The 15,595-nt window shown below is 60.3% G+C and carries 11 protein-coding genes; 9 read left to right on the top strand and 2 right to left on the bottom strand.

Going from position 1 to position 15,595, the window contains the following annotated elements:
* The coding region (locus EDF56_RS20410) for a TonB-dependent receptor plug domain-containing protein (RefSeq protein ID WP_243652729.1) at positions 1-602 on the bottom strand (602 nt) is incomplete at its 3' end.
* A 1,143-nt stretch (positions 603-1,745) separates the two neighbouring features.
* On the opposite strand from EDF56_RS20410, the gene EDF56_RS20405 reads away from it, so the two are divergent.
* The 3 genes from EDF56_RS20405 (at position 1,746) to EDF56_RS20395 (ending at position 7,164) form a co-directional block, all read left to right on the top strand.
* Positions 1,746-2,945 carry a PepSY-associated TM helix domain-containing protein gene (locus EDF56_RS20405; protein WP_165912293.1) on the top strand — a complete coding sequence of 400 codons (1,200 nt, stop codon included), beginning with the start codon at positions 1,746-1,748 and terminating at the stop codon, positions 2,943-2,945.
* 194 nt (positions 2,946-3,139) lie between these two features.
* The gene (locus tag EDF56_RS20400) at positions 3,140-4,603 is read left to right on the top strand and encodes a hypothetical protein (protein ID WP_165912292.1); all 1,464 of its coding nucleotides are present in this window, start codon (positions 3,140-3,142) and stop codon (positions 4,601-4,603) included.
* A 113-nt stretch (positions 4,604-4,716) separates the two neighbouring features.
* Positions 4,717-7,164, top strand: coding sequence for a TonB-dependent receptor (locus tag EDF56_RS20395; protein ID WP_165912291.1), 2,448 nt, complete (start codon positions 4,717-4,719; stop codon positions 7,162-7,164).
* Positions 7,165-7,345: 181 nt separating this feature from the next.
* Here EDF56_RS20395 and EDF56_RS20390 read toward each other — a convergent pair whose 3' ends face one another.
* The gene (locus tag EDF56_RS20390; protein WP_132390966.1) at positions 7,346-8,185 is read right to left on the bottom strand and encodes an SMP-30/gluconolactonase/LRE family protein; all 840 of its coding nucleotides are present in this window, start codon (positions 8,183-8,185) and stop codon (positions 7,346-7,348) included.
* 286 nt (positions 8,186-8,471) lie between these two features.
* On the opposite strand from EDF56_RS20390, the gene EDF56_RS20385 reads away from it, so the two are divergent.
* The 6 genes from EDF56_RS20385 to EDF56_RS20360 all read left to right on the top strand — a co-directional run bounded on the left by EDF56_RS20385 (position 8,472) and on the right by EDF56_RS20360 (position 15,518).
* The gene (locus tag EDF56_RS20385; RefSeq protein ID WP_132390964.1) at positions 8,472-9,116 is read left to right on the top strand and encodes a hypothetical protein; all 645 of its coding nucleotides are present in this window, start codon (positions 8,472-8,474) and stop codon (positions 9,114-9,116) included.
* On the top strand, positions 9,116-9,778 hold the full coding sequence (locus tag EDF56_RS20380; RefSeq protein WP_132390962.1) for a hypothetical protein: 663 nt from the start codon (positions 9,116-9,118) through the stop codon (positions 9,776-9,778). Before EDF56_RS20385 ends, EDF56_RS20380 begins: the two co-directional genes overlap by 1 nt.
* A 106-nt stretch (positions 9,779-9,884) precedes the next feature.
* Positions 9,885-11,294, top strand: a complete 1,410-nt coding sequence (locus EDF56_RS20375; RefSeq protein ID WP_165912290.1) for an alpha/beta hydrolase — start codon at positions 9,885-9,887, stop codon at positions 11,292-11,294.
* Positions 11,295-11,556: 262 nt separating this feature from the next.
* Complete coding sequence (locus EDF56_RS26475; protein WP_132390958.1) at positions 11,557-12,207, top strand: RNA polymerase sigma factor; 651 nt, start codon at positions 11,557-11,559, stop codon at positions 12,205-12,207.
* Positions 12,149-13,156 (top strand): FecR domain-containing protein, encoded by a 1,008-nt coding sequence (locus EDF56_RS20365; protein WP_347812996.1) that lies wholly within the window; start codon positions 12,149-12,151, stop codon positions 13,154-13,156. Before EDF56_RS26475 ends, EDF56_RS20365 begins: the two co-directional genes overlap by 59 nt.
* A gap of 1 nt (position 13,157) precedes the next feature.
* Entirely contained in the window at positions 13,158-15,518 is a 2,361-nt protein-coding gene (locus tag EDF56_RS20360; protein ID WP_132390954.1) for a TonB-dependent receptor, read from the top strand.
* Positions 15,519-15,595 lie beyond the last annotated feature (77 nt).

Below are 15,595 nucleotides of genomic sequence, written 5' to 3'. Positions count from 1 at the left end.
GGGATGTTGATGACCGCCTGAACGCGGCGCAGATCGTAATTGCCGATCGATCCTTCGACAAAGCCCTCAAGGTTGTCGGTGGGCTTCTGCGGGACCAGAAGGACGGCACCGCCGGTGGTGTTGCGGCCTTGCAGCGTACCCTGCGGGCCCTTCAGGACCTGGACGTTCGAGAGATCGAAGAAGCTGCCCGGGCCGGCACCGTCGCCAACCGGAACGTTGTTCGACGCACCGCGCGGCGCGACGACGTCTGCAAAATAGACGCCGACGGATGGAGCCGTGCCGGTGTCCTGAACGAAACCGCGGATAGCGAACGTGGAGTTCTCATTGCCGAAGTTGGAGTTCGCCGACAGCGACGGCGTGTAACGCGCCAGATCCTGCGAGTTGACAACATTTCGGTCGGCAAGTTGCGACTGATTATAGGCAGTAATCGAGATCGGCACGTCCTGCAGTCGTTCCTCGACGCGGCGTGCGGTGACGATAATGTCGTTGGTGCTGGCTTCCGTATTGTCTGTCGACTGCGCTGCGGCGGGGGATGCGGCGAAGGCAAAGGCAATTGCACTGGCGCCGATCATCATGGAGCACGATTGGAATTTGGTAAGCACGCTGTCCTCTCCGAATTTATTATTATGCCAGGGCATACGAACGGGCGCCGCAAAACGCGGCCTCCGGGCAGGCTTTGTCGACCAAGTTCAGATAAATAGCATGGGACGGCATAGCCCCGCCTTTGGGGCGTCGGCAATTCGGCCTTCCAGTGATCGCTGACGGGATGATGGCAGCTGATACAACTGGCGACTTGTCTTGATCCGACTCGCATTGATCGGGTTTGTGCGAATCGAAATCAGTACAGATCCGACCTTTCGCTCGAACGAGACAGCGCGGACAGCTATGAAACTGAATGTATCACAAATCAAGCATGGCGAATCGTTAGGTCGACCAAGGATAGCGCCTCGTATCTTAATGCCTCGTCTGTTCAACCAGTAGAATAATATTTGTTCAACTGATCGAATGCTGGTGCACGGCTTTACCCGTGAGCGAGAATCCAAGTGCCGGATGGGGCAACAATCGAACCGGGAAATTGATCGATCCAGCAGGCGCAAAACTATGAAAAATCGAAAGAGCCTGTCGCAAAATTTCAAATAAAATCTATAAGACTCAAATCATTATTGTCCGTTTCGCCGCGGCGTTTCGCGACATTTCCGGGCGCCGGCCGATGCGGATTTGAATGGCTCGCAGCGACGATTTTATCCCTCCGCTCGAGCGTAGGCGTGCAAGCTTACCTCATAGCCAAACTAGGACGGCTCAAAGTCGTGGTGGCAACGGGGGGAGGTGAGGCATCGCACTCACCGCATTTTACTCAAGTTTGAGTGGCAAGCGTCTGCAATCGAGTTCGGTAAAGCGAATATTCGCCATCCCTGACGCAAAGCAGTCGAGGGCCGGATATGCGCAGAATTTTTCAGATATAGTGATGATTTTACCGATTTAGGTCGGCGTTGTTCTGCAATTTAACTGCTTAACTCGCCTATGTGCTGCACTTGGCATGATAATAAACTGGCCGAGTTTCGTCCGATCCACGACGGCGAAGATCGGTATTCAACTGTCGAATGTGGCGTCGCGGCATCCCTTTTCTCGGACAGCGCTTCCTTGAGGCGGGCGCGGGGGATGGCCGCGATATCGGAAATTCAATCAATTGGAGCAGGTGGTTGAGATCAACTCGCCTGAATTCCGTTTGTAAGGGGCGACATTCAATGCGGATGGTTCACCGCGTCATTTCACTTATTGCCTGCGTCGTCCTGTTTTATCTCGGCGTGACAGGAAGCTGGATCCAGATCCTTGATATTCGGGAGACTCTCTCTGGAGCCGCCGAGGCAACGCCTGTCATGCAGTCGATCAATGAGGGGCGGTACGGCAACATGGATTTCGCCGTGATGACGCAGCGCGATTACGCCGCGGCGCCGCTGCCCGCAGACCTCGATTTTCATGCAGCCTTCTCAAGGGTCCTAGGGGCGCTCCACCGCAGCCATCCGGGCGAGCTCCCGACGTTTGTCGAACTGCGGATGGCTGACGGAAGGCCGATAGGACAGGCCCGTTTCGGTCAGGAGCCGCGCGATCCGCGCAAGTTCGCTCAAGGGGTTCAGGCCGTCGACGTGGAGAGCCTCAAGTCGGTGCCGACAGCAGACATTATGCCTGTATTTCCGCCGCCTTCTCTGCGCCAAAGCCTCAAGGAATGGCACCGCTTCTGGTCTCGGCACGACGTGCCAGGCGTCTGGTTCGAGCTGCTAGCAGGGGTTGCGATGTGGGTGCTGATCATCACCGGATTGACGATGTACTTCCGGCTGCTGAAGCAACGCCGGAAGATCAATCGCCCGGGACTGTTCTGGATGACGAGCGATCGATGGAGAAGCCTGCATCGAGCAGTGTCGCTGGCCTCGGCCGTCCTGCTTGTCTGGGTGGCATTTACAGGGACATGGCTTGGCTTTGAGAGTGTCTGGCACAGTCTTCAACCGCGTTCTGGCAATCATGAGATCCAGGGGCTGTCGGATGGGCAGGTCCTTCAGATGGTCGACGAGACATTGGCGGGATTGCGCAAGGCCGACGTCCAGGCTCCCATAAGAGTGCTGCGCGTCCGGGATTATTGGGGAATGAAGCAGGGTGTCGTGATCACCGCTGAGCCCGTGACCCGGCAGGTGATCATCAACACGGCGAACGGCAGTCCGGCAGGATTGACCGAGCCCAATTACCCCAAGAGCGGCTTTCCCTTCGGGATAGTGACACATGAATTGATCAAGCACCTTCATTCCGGATTCCTGTTCGGATTGTGGGCCCGCATTTTCGATTTGCTGGCTGGCCTTGCCTTGATCTTTCTCTCGTCGTCGGGGCTCGTGATGTACCTCCAAATGTATGGAATTCGGCTGAAGAGCGGCCGGCGAGCGCTGTTTTGGAAGTAATTAGCAAGTCACTTCCCAAGATGGGTTTGTTCACCCTCTTAACTGATCGGGAATAAAGGGAGTTTCGGCACCGTTCGGAGAATGTGGGCACTATTTTCACCTCTCCAACTGTGCAGTTTTCAGGGCGAGACGGGTTCAAAATATTGGGGAGGGGAGTGGGCACTATGTGCGTCACACGAAGATTTGCGCGGTTTTTGCGTGTCTTTCTTTCATTGCTCGCGGCCGCCTCGCTGATCGGCGAAAGTGCCGCTATTGCTGAGGCCCCGGCGGTATCTGCCCAGAGCGGAGTGTCGCCGGCGGCTTGCGGCGTTGGCGACATCAGAGAGCCTGGAATTCAGGGCGAGGTCCCCAAGGGCGCCACGGCAAACTACAATTGCGGGGTCAAGCTTGTGGGCCAGCTTCCACTGGTCGGAAAGCTTCAGGGCGTAGGCCGCTGCGCCTATATCCGTCCTGACGGCACCAATGAGATTGTCGTAATTGACGTAAGCAATCCAGCGAAGCCTGTTCAGGTGAAATCGGTACCGGTCACCGGAGCATCCGAGACGATGCGCGCTGTGGTCGCCAAGGATCGCGCGATCCTGGTTTCGGGGAATTCAGTCTACGACATCCGGGATTGCCTCAATCCGGTGCATTTGGGCGACGTCAAATGGCCTCCGCTGAACATTGGCGCGAGCGCCGCCGAGGGCACTTACGAAGGGTACGGGCAGCTTCCTCACGACTTGCGCCTCAACCGGGCGGCAACAAAGATCTATGCCTCGCCGGGTTTGTGGGAAGCCGACATCACCAATCTTAAGGATCCCGGCAGTTGGAAGGTGACCGACTACCGCTGCGATCTCACGCCGCAAATTCCCGGTCCGTGGCAGGAATTGCACCGTCAGGCTCTTGCCGGTGGTTACAACCTTTGCGACGACGGGGCCAACCCGAAAGGGGCCAACAACCGCATCGGCGGCAGCCGCATGCAGGCCGGGCTCCTATGGCCGTCGATCGCCCACTCGCTCGATACCAATCTCGATGGAACCAGGCTTTACGTCGGTGACCAGAAGGTCGTTGGAAAGAAGAACCTCGGCGAAACGCCAAAGATCCGCATTATCGATCTGACGCAGCGTCCGCTGAAGATCCTGAGCGTCGGCGACGGTCCGGGACATGGTCTCGACTGGTTCCACGCCGGCGGACGCGATTACGTGCTTCATTCCAATGAATGGGGAACCAGCCAGAAGCAGCCTTACGGCACGCCGGGTGACACCTGCCACCCATACCCACGTCCGACGGCCCTCGGATGGGGCTTCGAAGCCTTCATCAGCGAAGTGACGGGGGATCAGGCACGCGGCGTCTCCATGGTGCATATCGCCATCAATGATCCCCAGTTCTGCGAGGTCAGGAAGGCGTCGGGGCGTGACCCCTGGATCGCCTACCACCTGATCGACAATCCGCTGAACGCCAAGTTCGCCGCCGTCAATTTCGGCGACGCGGGGCTCAGGATTTTCGACATTCGCCAGCCGGAGAAACCGGTGGAGGTAGCCTACTTCAACCACGGGCCGCTCGTGCACGGCGGCATCGGTTATTACGACGCATCGCGCGGCCTTATCTATGCCGCCGGCACCAGCGGTTTCTGGGTGCTGCGCGTCGAACCCCAAGTAAAGGCCCGCTTGGGTCTCTAGGGCCACAGACGGCCCGTTGGGCCGCCCGGAACCCGCACACTGCTCAGTCGCAATTACAACCATCCCTATCCGAATAATCGGAGGGGAAAACCAGGTGAGGACAATCTATGCGCATGTACCGTGCGCTCGCGCTGGCGAGCGTAAGCCTTCTCGCGTCCGCAACATCGGCGATGGCCGAAGAGCAGGCCGCGAGCAACGAAACCATCAGCACCGACGAGATTATCGTCACAGCCCGCAGGCGCGAGGAGCGTTTGCTCGACGTGCCGAAAGCGCTCAACGTCGTGAGTCCCGAGCAATTGTCCCGGAACAACATCACGCGGTTCGAGGACGTTCAGCAGATTGTGCCCGGGCTCAATCTTCAGAACTCGAACAACGGCATGGTCCAGAACACGACCCTTCGCGGGGTCGCATTTGATGTGAATTCGGGGGTTAACGCCACTGTCGAGTTCTACCTCAACGATGCCGGTATCCAGCAGAACTACATCTACCAGTCGATGTATGACCTTGGCCAGATCGAGGTCCTGCGCGGACCACAAGGCACCCTACGCGGCCGCGCTTCGCCTTCCGGTTCGATCACGGTCAGTACCAAGTTGCCAGATCTCGATGACTTCGGCGGGTTCGTCAACGGATCGCTGGGCAGCAAATTCTACGGCAAGAACGCACAGGGCGCCGTGAACATCCCGGTTGTCGAAGGCGTCTTTGCGCTCCGCTTTGCCGGCTCGATCGACGACAACAAGCTCGACGGCGTGCGCAGCGCCTATCCGGACATCTTTCCGGACGGGCCCTATCGGCGTTCCTGGAGCGAACGCGTCAGCGCGCGCTTCCAACCGACCGACACGCTGGAATTCAATGTCGTCTACCAGCACCTCCTGTCGCATCAGCTAAGCTACATGCAGACACAATCGACCTGCCTGTTCGACCCGACCGTCTCCTGCGACGATCCCGGTAACGGCACCTCCTATGTCGGATTGGTCAGTGCCACGGACCGCCTATCAACCGTGAACGGCATTCGCCGTATTCGCCAGACAATGGATATCATCAACGGGCGCGCGGACTGGCACGTTCTTGGTCAGAAGCTGAGCTACGTCGGGCAGTATGCCGTCGCGCACCTTCGCCCTGCCACCCCGCAGGATTTCGGCGGGTACTATACCTCGAGTGCGGCAAGCGGCCTGACCTACGACGGGGTCACGGCCTCGCGTAACGAGTATCAGACGCATGAAGTGCGGCTTTCGTCCGAGCAGCGGATCGCCAAGATTTTCGACTATGTCGTCGGCTATTTCAGGCTCGATACGCCGACCGACAACGCTATCACCAACGCGCCGCAGATCATTCCGGCAGCGACGTTCCCATACGTGCAGCCGATCCTGCCCTTGCTCGGTATCGACGCTGCCACGGACTGCACACTTTTTGCGCCCTTCTACTCGTGCTCATCGGGTTCGAAGACCCTTCAACACGGGAACCGTACAGAATCGGCCTGGTTCGGAAATCTCACGGCACATCCCCTCGATAAGCTCGAGATATCGGGCGGTGCCCGTTACCTGATCGACAAGAATTTCTCGTACTTCCCGAGTTCCGCCATGCTTCCCGTTGACGACCGCCGCGACAGCGCGTGGATCTGGACGGGCTCGGCATCCTACCACTTTACCCCCGATTTCATGGCCTACGTCAACGCCGGATCCTCGTTCCGTCAGGGCACGCAGAGCATTGGGCCGATTGCCGCGGCGCTGGTTTCGGGCTCAACCGTCCCCGATGATGTTTACAACAAGTTCGTCAGCATTAAGCCGGAAACGTCGCAATCCTATGAAGGCGGCATCAAAGTGCAGTTCTGGAATCGTCGCGCCGGCTTTAACCTTAACTATTACCATCAGAACTTCCAGAACTTCCTCTATTCGGTGCCGATCAGCGTCTGGTTCGTTCTTGATAACGGCCTGGTGCGGACGACCAGCGGATTCCTTGCCAACGTCCCAGTCAAGGTCGATGGCCTTGAGGCCGACGGCTATGTGCGCGTGTCACCCGAATTCACTGCCGACTTCTCGCTCAGCTACGCGCACGGCAGGATCAAGAACGGCGTCGTCCCTTGCAACGAAGGGCTCCCCTCCACGCCGACAGCAGCACAGATACAGGCATCCGGAGGCAACATTGTTACTTGCCGGACAAGTGGACCCTCGTCATTCCTGCCTCCATTCACGATTACAGCCAGCGGCACGTACACCCACGATTTCTCAAGCACCGTGACTGGCTATCTGCGTGCACAGGGCACTTTCAACTCGCATAGCCTCTACAACGATCAATCGCCATTCGATTACCAGAACAGCTACGCAATTCTGAACGCGTTCGTAGGTGTACGCAGCCCTGATTCCTCATGGGATGTGTCGCTGTTCGTAAAGAACCTCACCAATACGAAGACGATACTGTCGACGTACGGTGGCAATGTCCCTGCAACGACGACCTTGCCGTCGCTTGCGGGAGGCGCTTCCTACAGCAGCGCCTATTCCTACACGAGCATTACGATGCCGCGCCAGATTGGGGTGACGCTGCGCTATGCATTCGGTTCCCGCTGAACCGCATATCTCGGCTCGGAACTGGCGGTCATTTGTGGCCGCCAGTGCCGAGCGGATCGCTCATTCATGGCCCGGACGAACGGCACCGGTTCGTCAGGTCTGCTCAGTTGCGTGGCCGACAAGGGCATACAATGGACGCGGCCTTCCGTCGTCAGCCGGGGCTTTTGCAGGACAGGGGGTATTAACCGTTGAAGGCAAGGGAAAGGCCAGGCTCATCCCAGCGAAGTCGGGCCAAGCGGCCCGTCCCGGAGAGAGTGACGTAGGCATCGCGCATATCGGCGCCGCCAAATGCGATGTTGGTGACGTAAGTCTCGTCCGGGAAGCAAGTTTTGCTCATCTGACCTTCCGGCGTGAAGGTGCTGATTGCGCCTTCATAGATGGTCGCAACACAGATGTTCCCGGCGGCAGTCACGGCGAGCGAATCGAAACCGACAGGGCCGGGAGCCGTCGCGATGTAATGAGGCTGCTGGGCTTCCGCCCGGTTCTCATAGCGATAGACCCGGGCCTGAAGGGTGTCTGCGACATAGACGTGCGACTGGTCAGGAGAGAGACCGACACCGTTGTAGGCAACCGCGCGCCGATTGACGGCGACAATCGACGAACCGTCACTGCTGGCCGCGAAAAGGCCGCCTGCGGGCCGATGCTCGGCGTAGGGATTGCCGTGCGCAGTGAACCAGAGGCGGCCGCTCGCATCGAAAACCAAATCGTTGGGGGCGTGAAGAGGCTTTCCCTCACAGGCGTCGTAGACGCGCTCGGTACGTCCGGTGCCGAGGTCGATCCGCTCAATCCAACCCTCGCCAAGAGGACTGTCCGCGTCGCGCCCGTTGTTGCAGACCCACAAGGCGCCGTCGGGGCCAATTGCTGCGCCGTTCGGACCGCCTCCGGTTTCGCAGACGGTTTCGGTGCGCCCATTCCAACAGCGTGTGACCCGCCCGGCCATGATCTCAACGACAATGACCGATCCGTCCGACATGACCACCGGACCTTCCGGAAAGACCAAACCTTCCGCCACGATATCCATGAATCCCTCCCTCGTTTTGCGAGAGAATTGCATTGCGAAATGACGCTTTCAATGCCGGAATCGAGATACGTTGTATGGCGGGCACGACGCTCTGGGGCACGGGTAGCTGTGCCCACGGAAGGACGTAGCTCGAATGGTTTGGGCCGTTTTCGAATGTGCGGCGATGGCAGTCTTGCCGCAGAAATTCGCGGTGGATGCGGAGCGCGTCCGGCTGTGCCGGAACTCCGCATTGGAAGGCCTGCGGTAGCCATCGTTTCTTTCATTTCAACGATCACGGGAGCAAGAAATGCAGCGTAAGGCGCGTCTCCTCATTGTGCAGGCTGCGTTGGCTATGGGCGTCTTTAGCGCCAATGCGCACGCAGGAACTTTGCTTGCCGGCACCGGCAAAGTCGAGATTACTCCGGATGCCGGTGATTTCCCCATTACTGCGCCGCGCGAGAAGGATTTCGTGGGCATCCACGATCCGGTCTTTGCGCGTGCGATCGCGCTGGGCGAAGATCAGGATCGTGTTGTCCTCATAAACCTCGAGGTGACCGCTGTGCCCGGCGGCCTCGATACGGTGAAATCCGTTGCTGATGCGCTCGGACTGCCGGTCAGCCACGTGATCCTCTTTGCGTCCCATACGCACAGCAATCCACTCGTGTTCTTTCACGGCGGGACGCCAAGCCCAACGCAGGCGCGCCTTATCGAGCGAACCATCGGCGGTGCCGTTGCGGCCGGCCGATCGGCGCTTGCAGTACTTCAGCCCGCGCGCATCGGCTTCGGCCGCGGGGAAGCCTTCGTAAATACGAACAACGGCGAATTGGCCGGGCAGGGAGGCATCCCCGATCCGCATGGTCCGTCGGACAAGACGCTCAATGTCCTTCGAGTGGAGAGTTTGGACGGCAAACCCCTGGCGCTTCTGGTAAACTATGCGACGCATGCCAAGTGATGTTTCGCAGCGTGACGAAAAAGGGCGGATACGAAGTCAGCGGTGATCTCCCAGGCGCCACTATGCGGTTGCTGGAAAACGCCGGATCAGCGCCGGTAGTTCTCTGGGCGCCTGGCGCTGAGGGCGACCAGCTTCCTCTGTTCAAGTCGCAGCAGCGGGCAGTTGGCAACCTGCCTGCGGTCGATCAGGGCGCTGCCGGCTGGGGGGTGCTTGATGTGCAGGCCCAGCGGCTCGCCCAGGCGGTCAACGATGTGCCGGTTCACATGCGGCCAGCCAAGCGTGACACCATCATCGCCGCCGATACCGGGACCGTCGCCTGTCCGGGACAGACCTGGCCTTACGACCTTGCGACGAACAGTTTCGGGCGGCCTCCCGTCCCGCAAGCCGATGTGACCATACCCCTCACCTGGCTACGTATCGACGACTTCGTTCTTGCCGGTATCGGCGGCGATCTTGGCAGCATGATCGGCAGCAAGGTTCGCAACGCTATGCCTCAAGCTAACTCGATGGTGATGACCCTGACTGCGGGACAAGTCGGCTACATCCTGCCGGACGAGGCTTACGCGAAACCTGGTCACGGCATCTACGCATCCCACCTGAAACCAGGCTGCGCCGCGCCGGCGCTCGTCTCCGCGTTCCGCAAATTCGGCGGTGGGAAATGAACTTGGGGCATTCGGCCCAAGTGCCTGATGGCGCTCGCGCCGATTGGGCGAACCGGGCGGTCCCAAGCAATTCAACTTTTCTTGAACGAAAGCACCTCACGTCATGATGACCTCGATCCTTCGCACGCGGCCCCGGACGGCTGTTCTGGTCGCAGCTCTTACCCTTGGTTCGTCAGGGGTGGGCACGCTCCCGGCGAGCGCCCAGGCCCCGGCTGCAGCAGCGTCGGCATCGCCCAAGGCGACAAAAACGACATTCGTGTCTCTGGGAATGGGGGTGCCGGCGGTCCTGTACGAGCCGGTCAACCCCGGACCGAAGGCGCAGATCGCCTTCTTCGTGATGCATGCGAGCGCTGACTACCTCACTTTTTCTGCCTGCAGCGAACTCTCGAAGCGTGGCTACCGCGTGCTTTGCGCCAACAACTCGACGGATAAGGCGAGCACTTTCAATGACGGGCTTATGGACGACGTCCTGCTGCAGGCGAAGCAAGGCGTAGCCTATCTGCGCAGGCTGCCGGGCGTAAGTAAAGTTGTCCTGTTCGGCCATTCAGGCGGGGCAACGACGATGACCGCCTACCAGGCCATTGCCGAGAATGGACCTGCATTCTGTCAGGACGCTGCGAAGCTTCATAAATGCTCAGATGCGTTGGCCGGATTGCCTCCGGCTGACGGGATAGTGCTGGCCGATGCGAATTGGGGGCAGGCGGCAATGGTGTTGTTCAGCATCGATCCGGCAGTCCGGGACGAGGCCAATGGACAGGATCTCGATCCCCCGCTCGACATGTACAACCTGGCCAACGGGTACAACCCCCAGGGCACGCACTTCAGCCCGGATTTCGTCCATCGCTTCCTCGCGGCGCAGGGCGCGCGTGCAAACGCCATTATCGGCAGGGCCGAGAAGCGGCTCGCTGCGATCGATGCGGGTCAGGGTACGCTTGCCGATGACGAATTGTTCCTCGTTCCTGGCGGGTCGGTCGTCGCAAACAAGCTGTTTCCGGCAGATACGAGCCTGCTGTCACATACCGTCAAGCCCTGGCCGTTGGTGCATTCGGATGGCACCGTCACCACGCAGATCGTCCATTCCGTGCGGGTGCCTTCCGGCGGTCCTATGGGGCTGATGCCTTCGAACACCTATCGCGCCGCGCTGAAGACCACGGTCAAGAATTACCTGTCGAGTTGGGCCATCCGGGTGACCGATGATTACGGATACGGAGAAGACAGCACTATCCACGGCGTCGACTGGCATTCGACCTATGCTGCGCCTCCCGGCAATGTCGAGGGTATTACCGTACCGTTCCTGACGCTGGGCATGACCGGAAACTGGGAAGGGATGGCTGCCGAGACGATCTACGGCCATGCCAAAAGCCGCGACAAGTCGATCGCCTTCATCGAGGGGGCAACCCACATGTATACGACCTGTCGTCGATGCGAGAGCACGCCAGGGCAATTCGGCGATACGCTGAAGACGACCTACGATTTCATCGATGGATGGGCCAGCAAGCCGGGCCGCTTCCAATAAGCCGGCAACATGCCGAGCCCCTGACATGGTTCCGTCCGAGGTGGGTCGCCTTTGTTCCGTGTGCCTTTTCGCACCGGTTCGAAGGCGGCCGGCGCCACGATCGTGGCCGGTCTCAATGATGGAACGGCACTGAAGGTGAGCATCGGGCTCGGTGTTCGGGCTGCAGTGATGAGCTAGAACGTAGATGCCGCAGGCAATGTGCCTCCTCATCGAATATTTGTGTTGCATCGCCCCTCGCGACTGGCCAGCTATCCGCCCCTGAATGGCCCGTCGATTTCCGGATGCCTGCGCCAGAATCGTGCTTGGCTGGGACCAGGCGTCAAGCGTGCACACTTTCGAGCATGGAACGGTGAATAGCGGTTTACTTCAAGTCCTGCTGGAGATGCGACCCGCGCTTGAGCGCTATCTGATGTTGCGGGGCGCGGGCGCGGAGGAGGCAGAAGACGTCTTGCAGGACGTGTCGCTCAAGCTCGCTTCCGCCTCGATCGGCCCGGTATCCGAAATGAAGGCATACCTCTATCGGATGGCGAACAACGAATTCCTGCTAGGGCGGCGGTCGCGGAATCGCAGGACCCGACGGGAAGAAGATTGGGTCGGGATGAACACCGGCGATCCGCCCGAACTCGACGAGCGACCGTCGGTCGAGGCGCAACTGATCGCCGGTGAACAGGTCCAGATCCTTCAATCCGTTCTTGATGGTTTGCCCGAACGAACCGCTTCTGTGTTCCGCCGGTTCAGGGTGGACGGCGAGCCGCAGCGACAGATCGCCGAGGATCTGGGGATCAGCGTAAGTGCAGTCGAAAAGCATCTGGCGCGCGCTTACGAGGCGATCGCGTCGATGCGGCGACGACTTGATGGGGACCATATGCCCGCGCGGCATCTCAGGTCGGGGGCACGACGCGATGGAATCTGAATTGCAGGATGGGATCAACCGGCAGGCCATTGAATGGCACGTGCGCTTGCGACACGGCGATGACGCAGTGTGGGCCGGCTTCGTGGAATGGCTTGCAGAGGATCCGCGCCACCAGGCTGCCTACGACTTCATCGAGCAGATCGATCTTGACCTCGACAAACTGCTGCCTCTTGTCCGCCTTGAAGAGCCCGCGGACAACGTGGAAGTCGGTCCCGTTGGCGGGCCTGCTCGCCGATGGCGCTGGATTTCCGCCGGGATCCTTGCGGCTTCGCTCGTTGGCGTCATGTTCATGTCGATCGGTACGGGCAAAAGCCGGTTCGAAATCGTGACCAGGCCCGGCGAGATACGCCAGTTGGCGATCTCGCCGGGGTCCGAAATCGTGCTGAACGGGAACACCAGGCTGACACTCGATCGCAAGGATCCCCGGTTCGCATCGCTGGCCCAGGGCGAAGCGCTGTTTCGCATCAAGCACGATGCCGCACGCCCCTTCACTCTCGAGGTCGGCGACAACCGCATCCGCGATGTGGGAACGGTGTTCAATGTTGTCCACGATCCGGCCGGCGTGCGCGTGGCCGTTGCGGAAGGCGAGGTTATCTACAATCCCGGCGCCGAAGCTGTGCGCCTCACCGCAGGTCAGGCGCTCGTCGATGCCTCGGCAGACAATTCCGTGCGTGTCAGCGACGTGGCCGCGCCCGCCGTCGGTTCATGGAAGACGGGGCAACTCGTCTATTCCAGCGCTCCGCTCTCGCAAGTGGCAGCGGACCTTGGCCGTTCCCTGGGCATGGAAATTACAGTGGTGCCGCAGATCGCGGACAGGCCTTTCTCTGGCACCCTGATCCTCAGTGGTGATGCTTCCAAGCAACTTCCCATGGAACTTCGGCGCATTGCGCGTGCGCTCGGGGTTGTGATTGAGCCCGCCGGAGGCCACTGGCTCATGAAGCCGCTCTGAAGTGTCGGCCAGCAGATGGGCAAGTCTCGGGGCGGTTTGTGCCGTTGGCGCATTCGCGGCAGGTAGTGCGCAAGCGCAGGATTTCCGCATTGCCCCAGGCCGCCTTGGCGACGTCGCCGCTTCGCTGGGCGCCCAGGCCCGCATCACCGTTGCCGTTCCCGATCCTGAAGTCGCATCGCGGCTCTCGCCTGGGGTGAAGGGCAAGGTTTCGATCCGGACTGCCATCGATCGTATCCTGGAAGGCACCGGAGCAAGGGCTGTCTTCCACGACGCGCGGACGATCAGCATTGTCGCTCAGGCGGTTCCGCGGGCGCCGGTGTCGTCAAGCTCCGAAGGGCCACCTGAAGCGCGCGGCAAGGACATCATCGTTTCCGCCAGCAAGCAGCAGCTCACGGTCGATACTTATCCGGGCTCGGTCGATGTGCTTGAACTTCCTGCACATTGGAGCGCGGCCCGGGCAGCGCAGGGGAGTGCCGCAATCACTGCCCTGGAGCCTTCGCTTGCGGCGACCGACCTTGGCCCGGGGCGCAACAAGCTTTTCATTCGCGGCATTGCCGACAGCAGTTTCAATGGCCAGACCCAGGCGACAGTGGGCGAGTACCTTGGCAATGTCCGCCTCAACTACAACGCGCCCGATCCCGATCTCGATCTCTATGACATCAAGCGGGTCGAGGTGCTGGTGGGACCGCAGGGCGCACTCTACGGGGCGGGATCGCTCGGCGGTATCATCCGTCTCGTGCCCAATGTTCCTGACAGCAGCGCATTTGCCGTAACGGCGGCGGCAAATCTCGGGTTTACCGAACATGGCGGCGTGAGCCGCGACGGGGCCGGAATGCTCAATGTCCCGCTTGCCGACGGGGTCGCCGGGCGGTTCGTGGTTTTTGGCGGGGTCGCCGCCGGCTATATCGACGCCCCTGAACAGGGCCGCAAAAACATAAACAGCGTTCGCCGATACGGGCAGAGGGCGAGTCTGAGGACCGACAATCTCGCTGGCTGGACGCTGGATCTCGGCTTCGTTTTTCAGAACATTACGGGCGACGACGGGCAATATACGCTGCGCGGTGATCCCCCGTTGACGCGGAACGATCCCATCCCCCAGCCATTCGTGAACAATTACCGCCTCGGATACGTCGAGGCACGGCGGATGATCGGATCGCTGGAGCTGAATTCAACGACTTCTCTCGGCTTTCACCAGCTTCGCGCGACCTTTGATGCGACGGGATACGATCGCACCGATACGCCCACCAAATACGATGAGCGCAACGACATCGTTCTCTTCTCGCACGAGACGCGGATCGCGGGAGGCAGCGCGCCGTCGCCGTGGGTCGCGGGCGCCTCGGTGGTGGTCAATTCGAGCGTGCTTTCAAGAGGCCTCTCGTCGGCCGAAGTTTCCTACGATATTCCCGGTGTGGTCAACGAGCAGGCCGAAATGGCGCTGTTTGGGCAAATATCCCGGCCGCTGACCTCAACCTTGACCGGCACCGTCGGCGGACGCCTGACCTTCAGCGACAACAAGGGCTATCTCACGGGTTCAGGCTTCGACGACTTTCCCGAAACACGGCGCCGTGCGGTGCGATTCTCCGGCACTCTGTCGCTCGATTGGCATCCCGACGGCCCGATCTCGGGGTTCTTCCACTATCAGCAGGGCTACAGGGCAGGGGGCCTTGGTTTCGGGCTTGCCGAGAATGGCATCGAGAGCCAGCGCTTCGACGCTGACGATCTCCACATGAACGAACTCGGCGTGCGTGTGGGAGACCCGGCAACTGACCGTCTAACTGTGCGGGCGGCAGTGTTCTTTGCGATTTGGAACAATATTCAGGCGGACCTCGTCGGCACGAGCGGGTTCCTTTACACCGCAAACATGGGGCAGGGGTTCATTCACGGGCTTGATGGCGAGCTCACGTGGCGGCCGCGGCGCGATGTAACGGTGACTGGCTCCGCGTTCCTTAACAACAGCCGCGTCAGCAAGCTCAGCAGCGATATCGTGATTGTCGATGAGAAAGGCGACATCGGCCGTACCTTGCCCAATGTCGCGCGCAGCGGTGCCCGGCTTGCGGCCGAATGGGGCAGCGATCTCGGGCCGCGTACCAGGCTCGAAGTCAGTGGATCGGTGCGATATGTCGGCCGCTCGCAGCTCGGGATCGGGGTACCGCTCGATGTGACGCAAGGCGGCTATGCCGAGGCCGATATCAGCGCACACGTCGCATTCGGGCATTTCGGCGTCACGCTTGGTGTGGACAACCTCACGGATACGCGAGGGAATACCTTCGCGTTCGGTAACCCCTTCGGCTTGTGGCGCCGCGATCAGATCACGCCGCTCCGACCTCGGACGATCCGGCTGGGCATCGACGCAGCGTTTTGATCTCGCCGGGCTCGCTCACTTGCCGCTTCCAGCACCGAATGCCGGTGCTGAAAAGGCGCAGCAAAGAAAGGGGCGGA

Source organism: Novosphingobium sp. PhB165, from assembly GCF_004341845.1.
GTDB lineage: Bacteria > Pseudomonadota > Alphaproteobacteria > Sphingomonadales > Sphingomonadaceae > Novosphingobium.
This window is presented reverse-complemented; position numbering and strand designations above follow the sequence as displayed.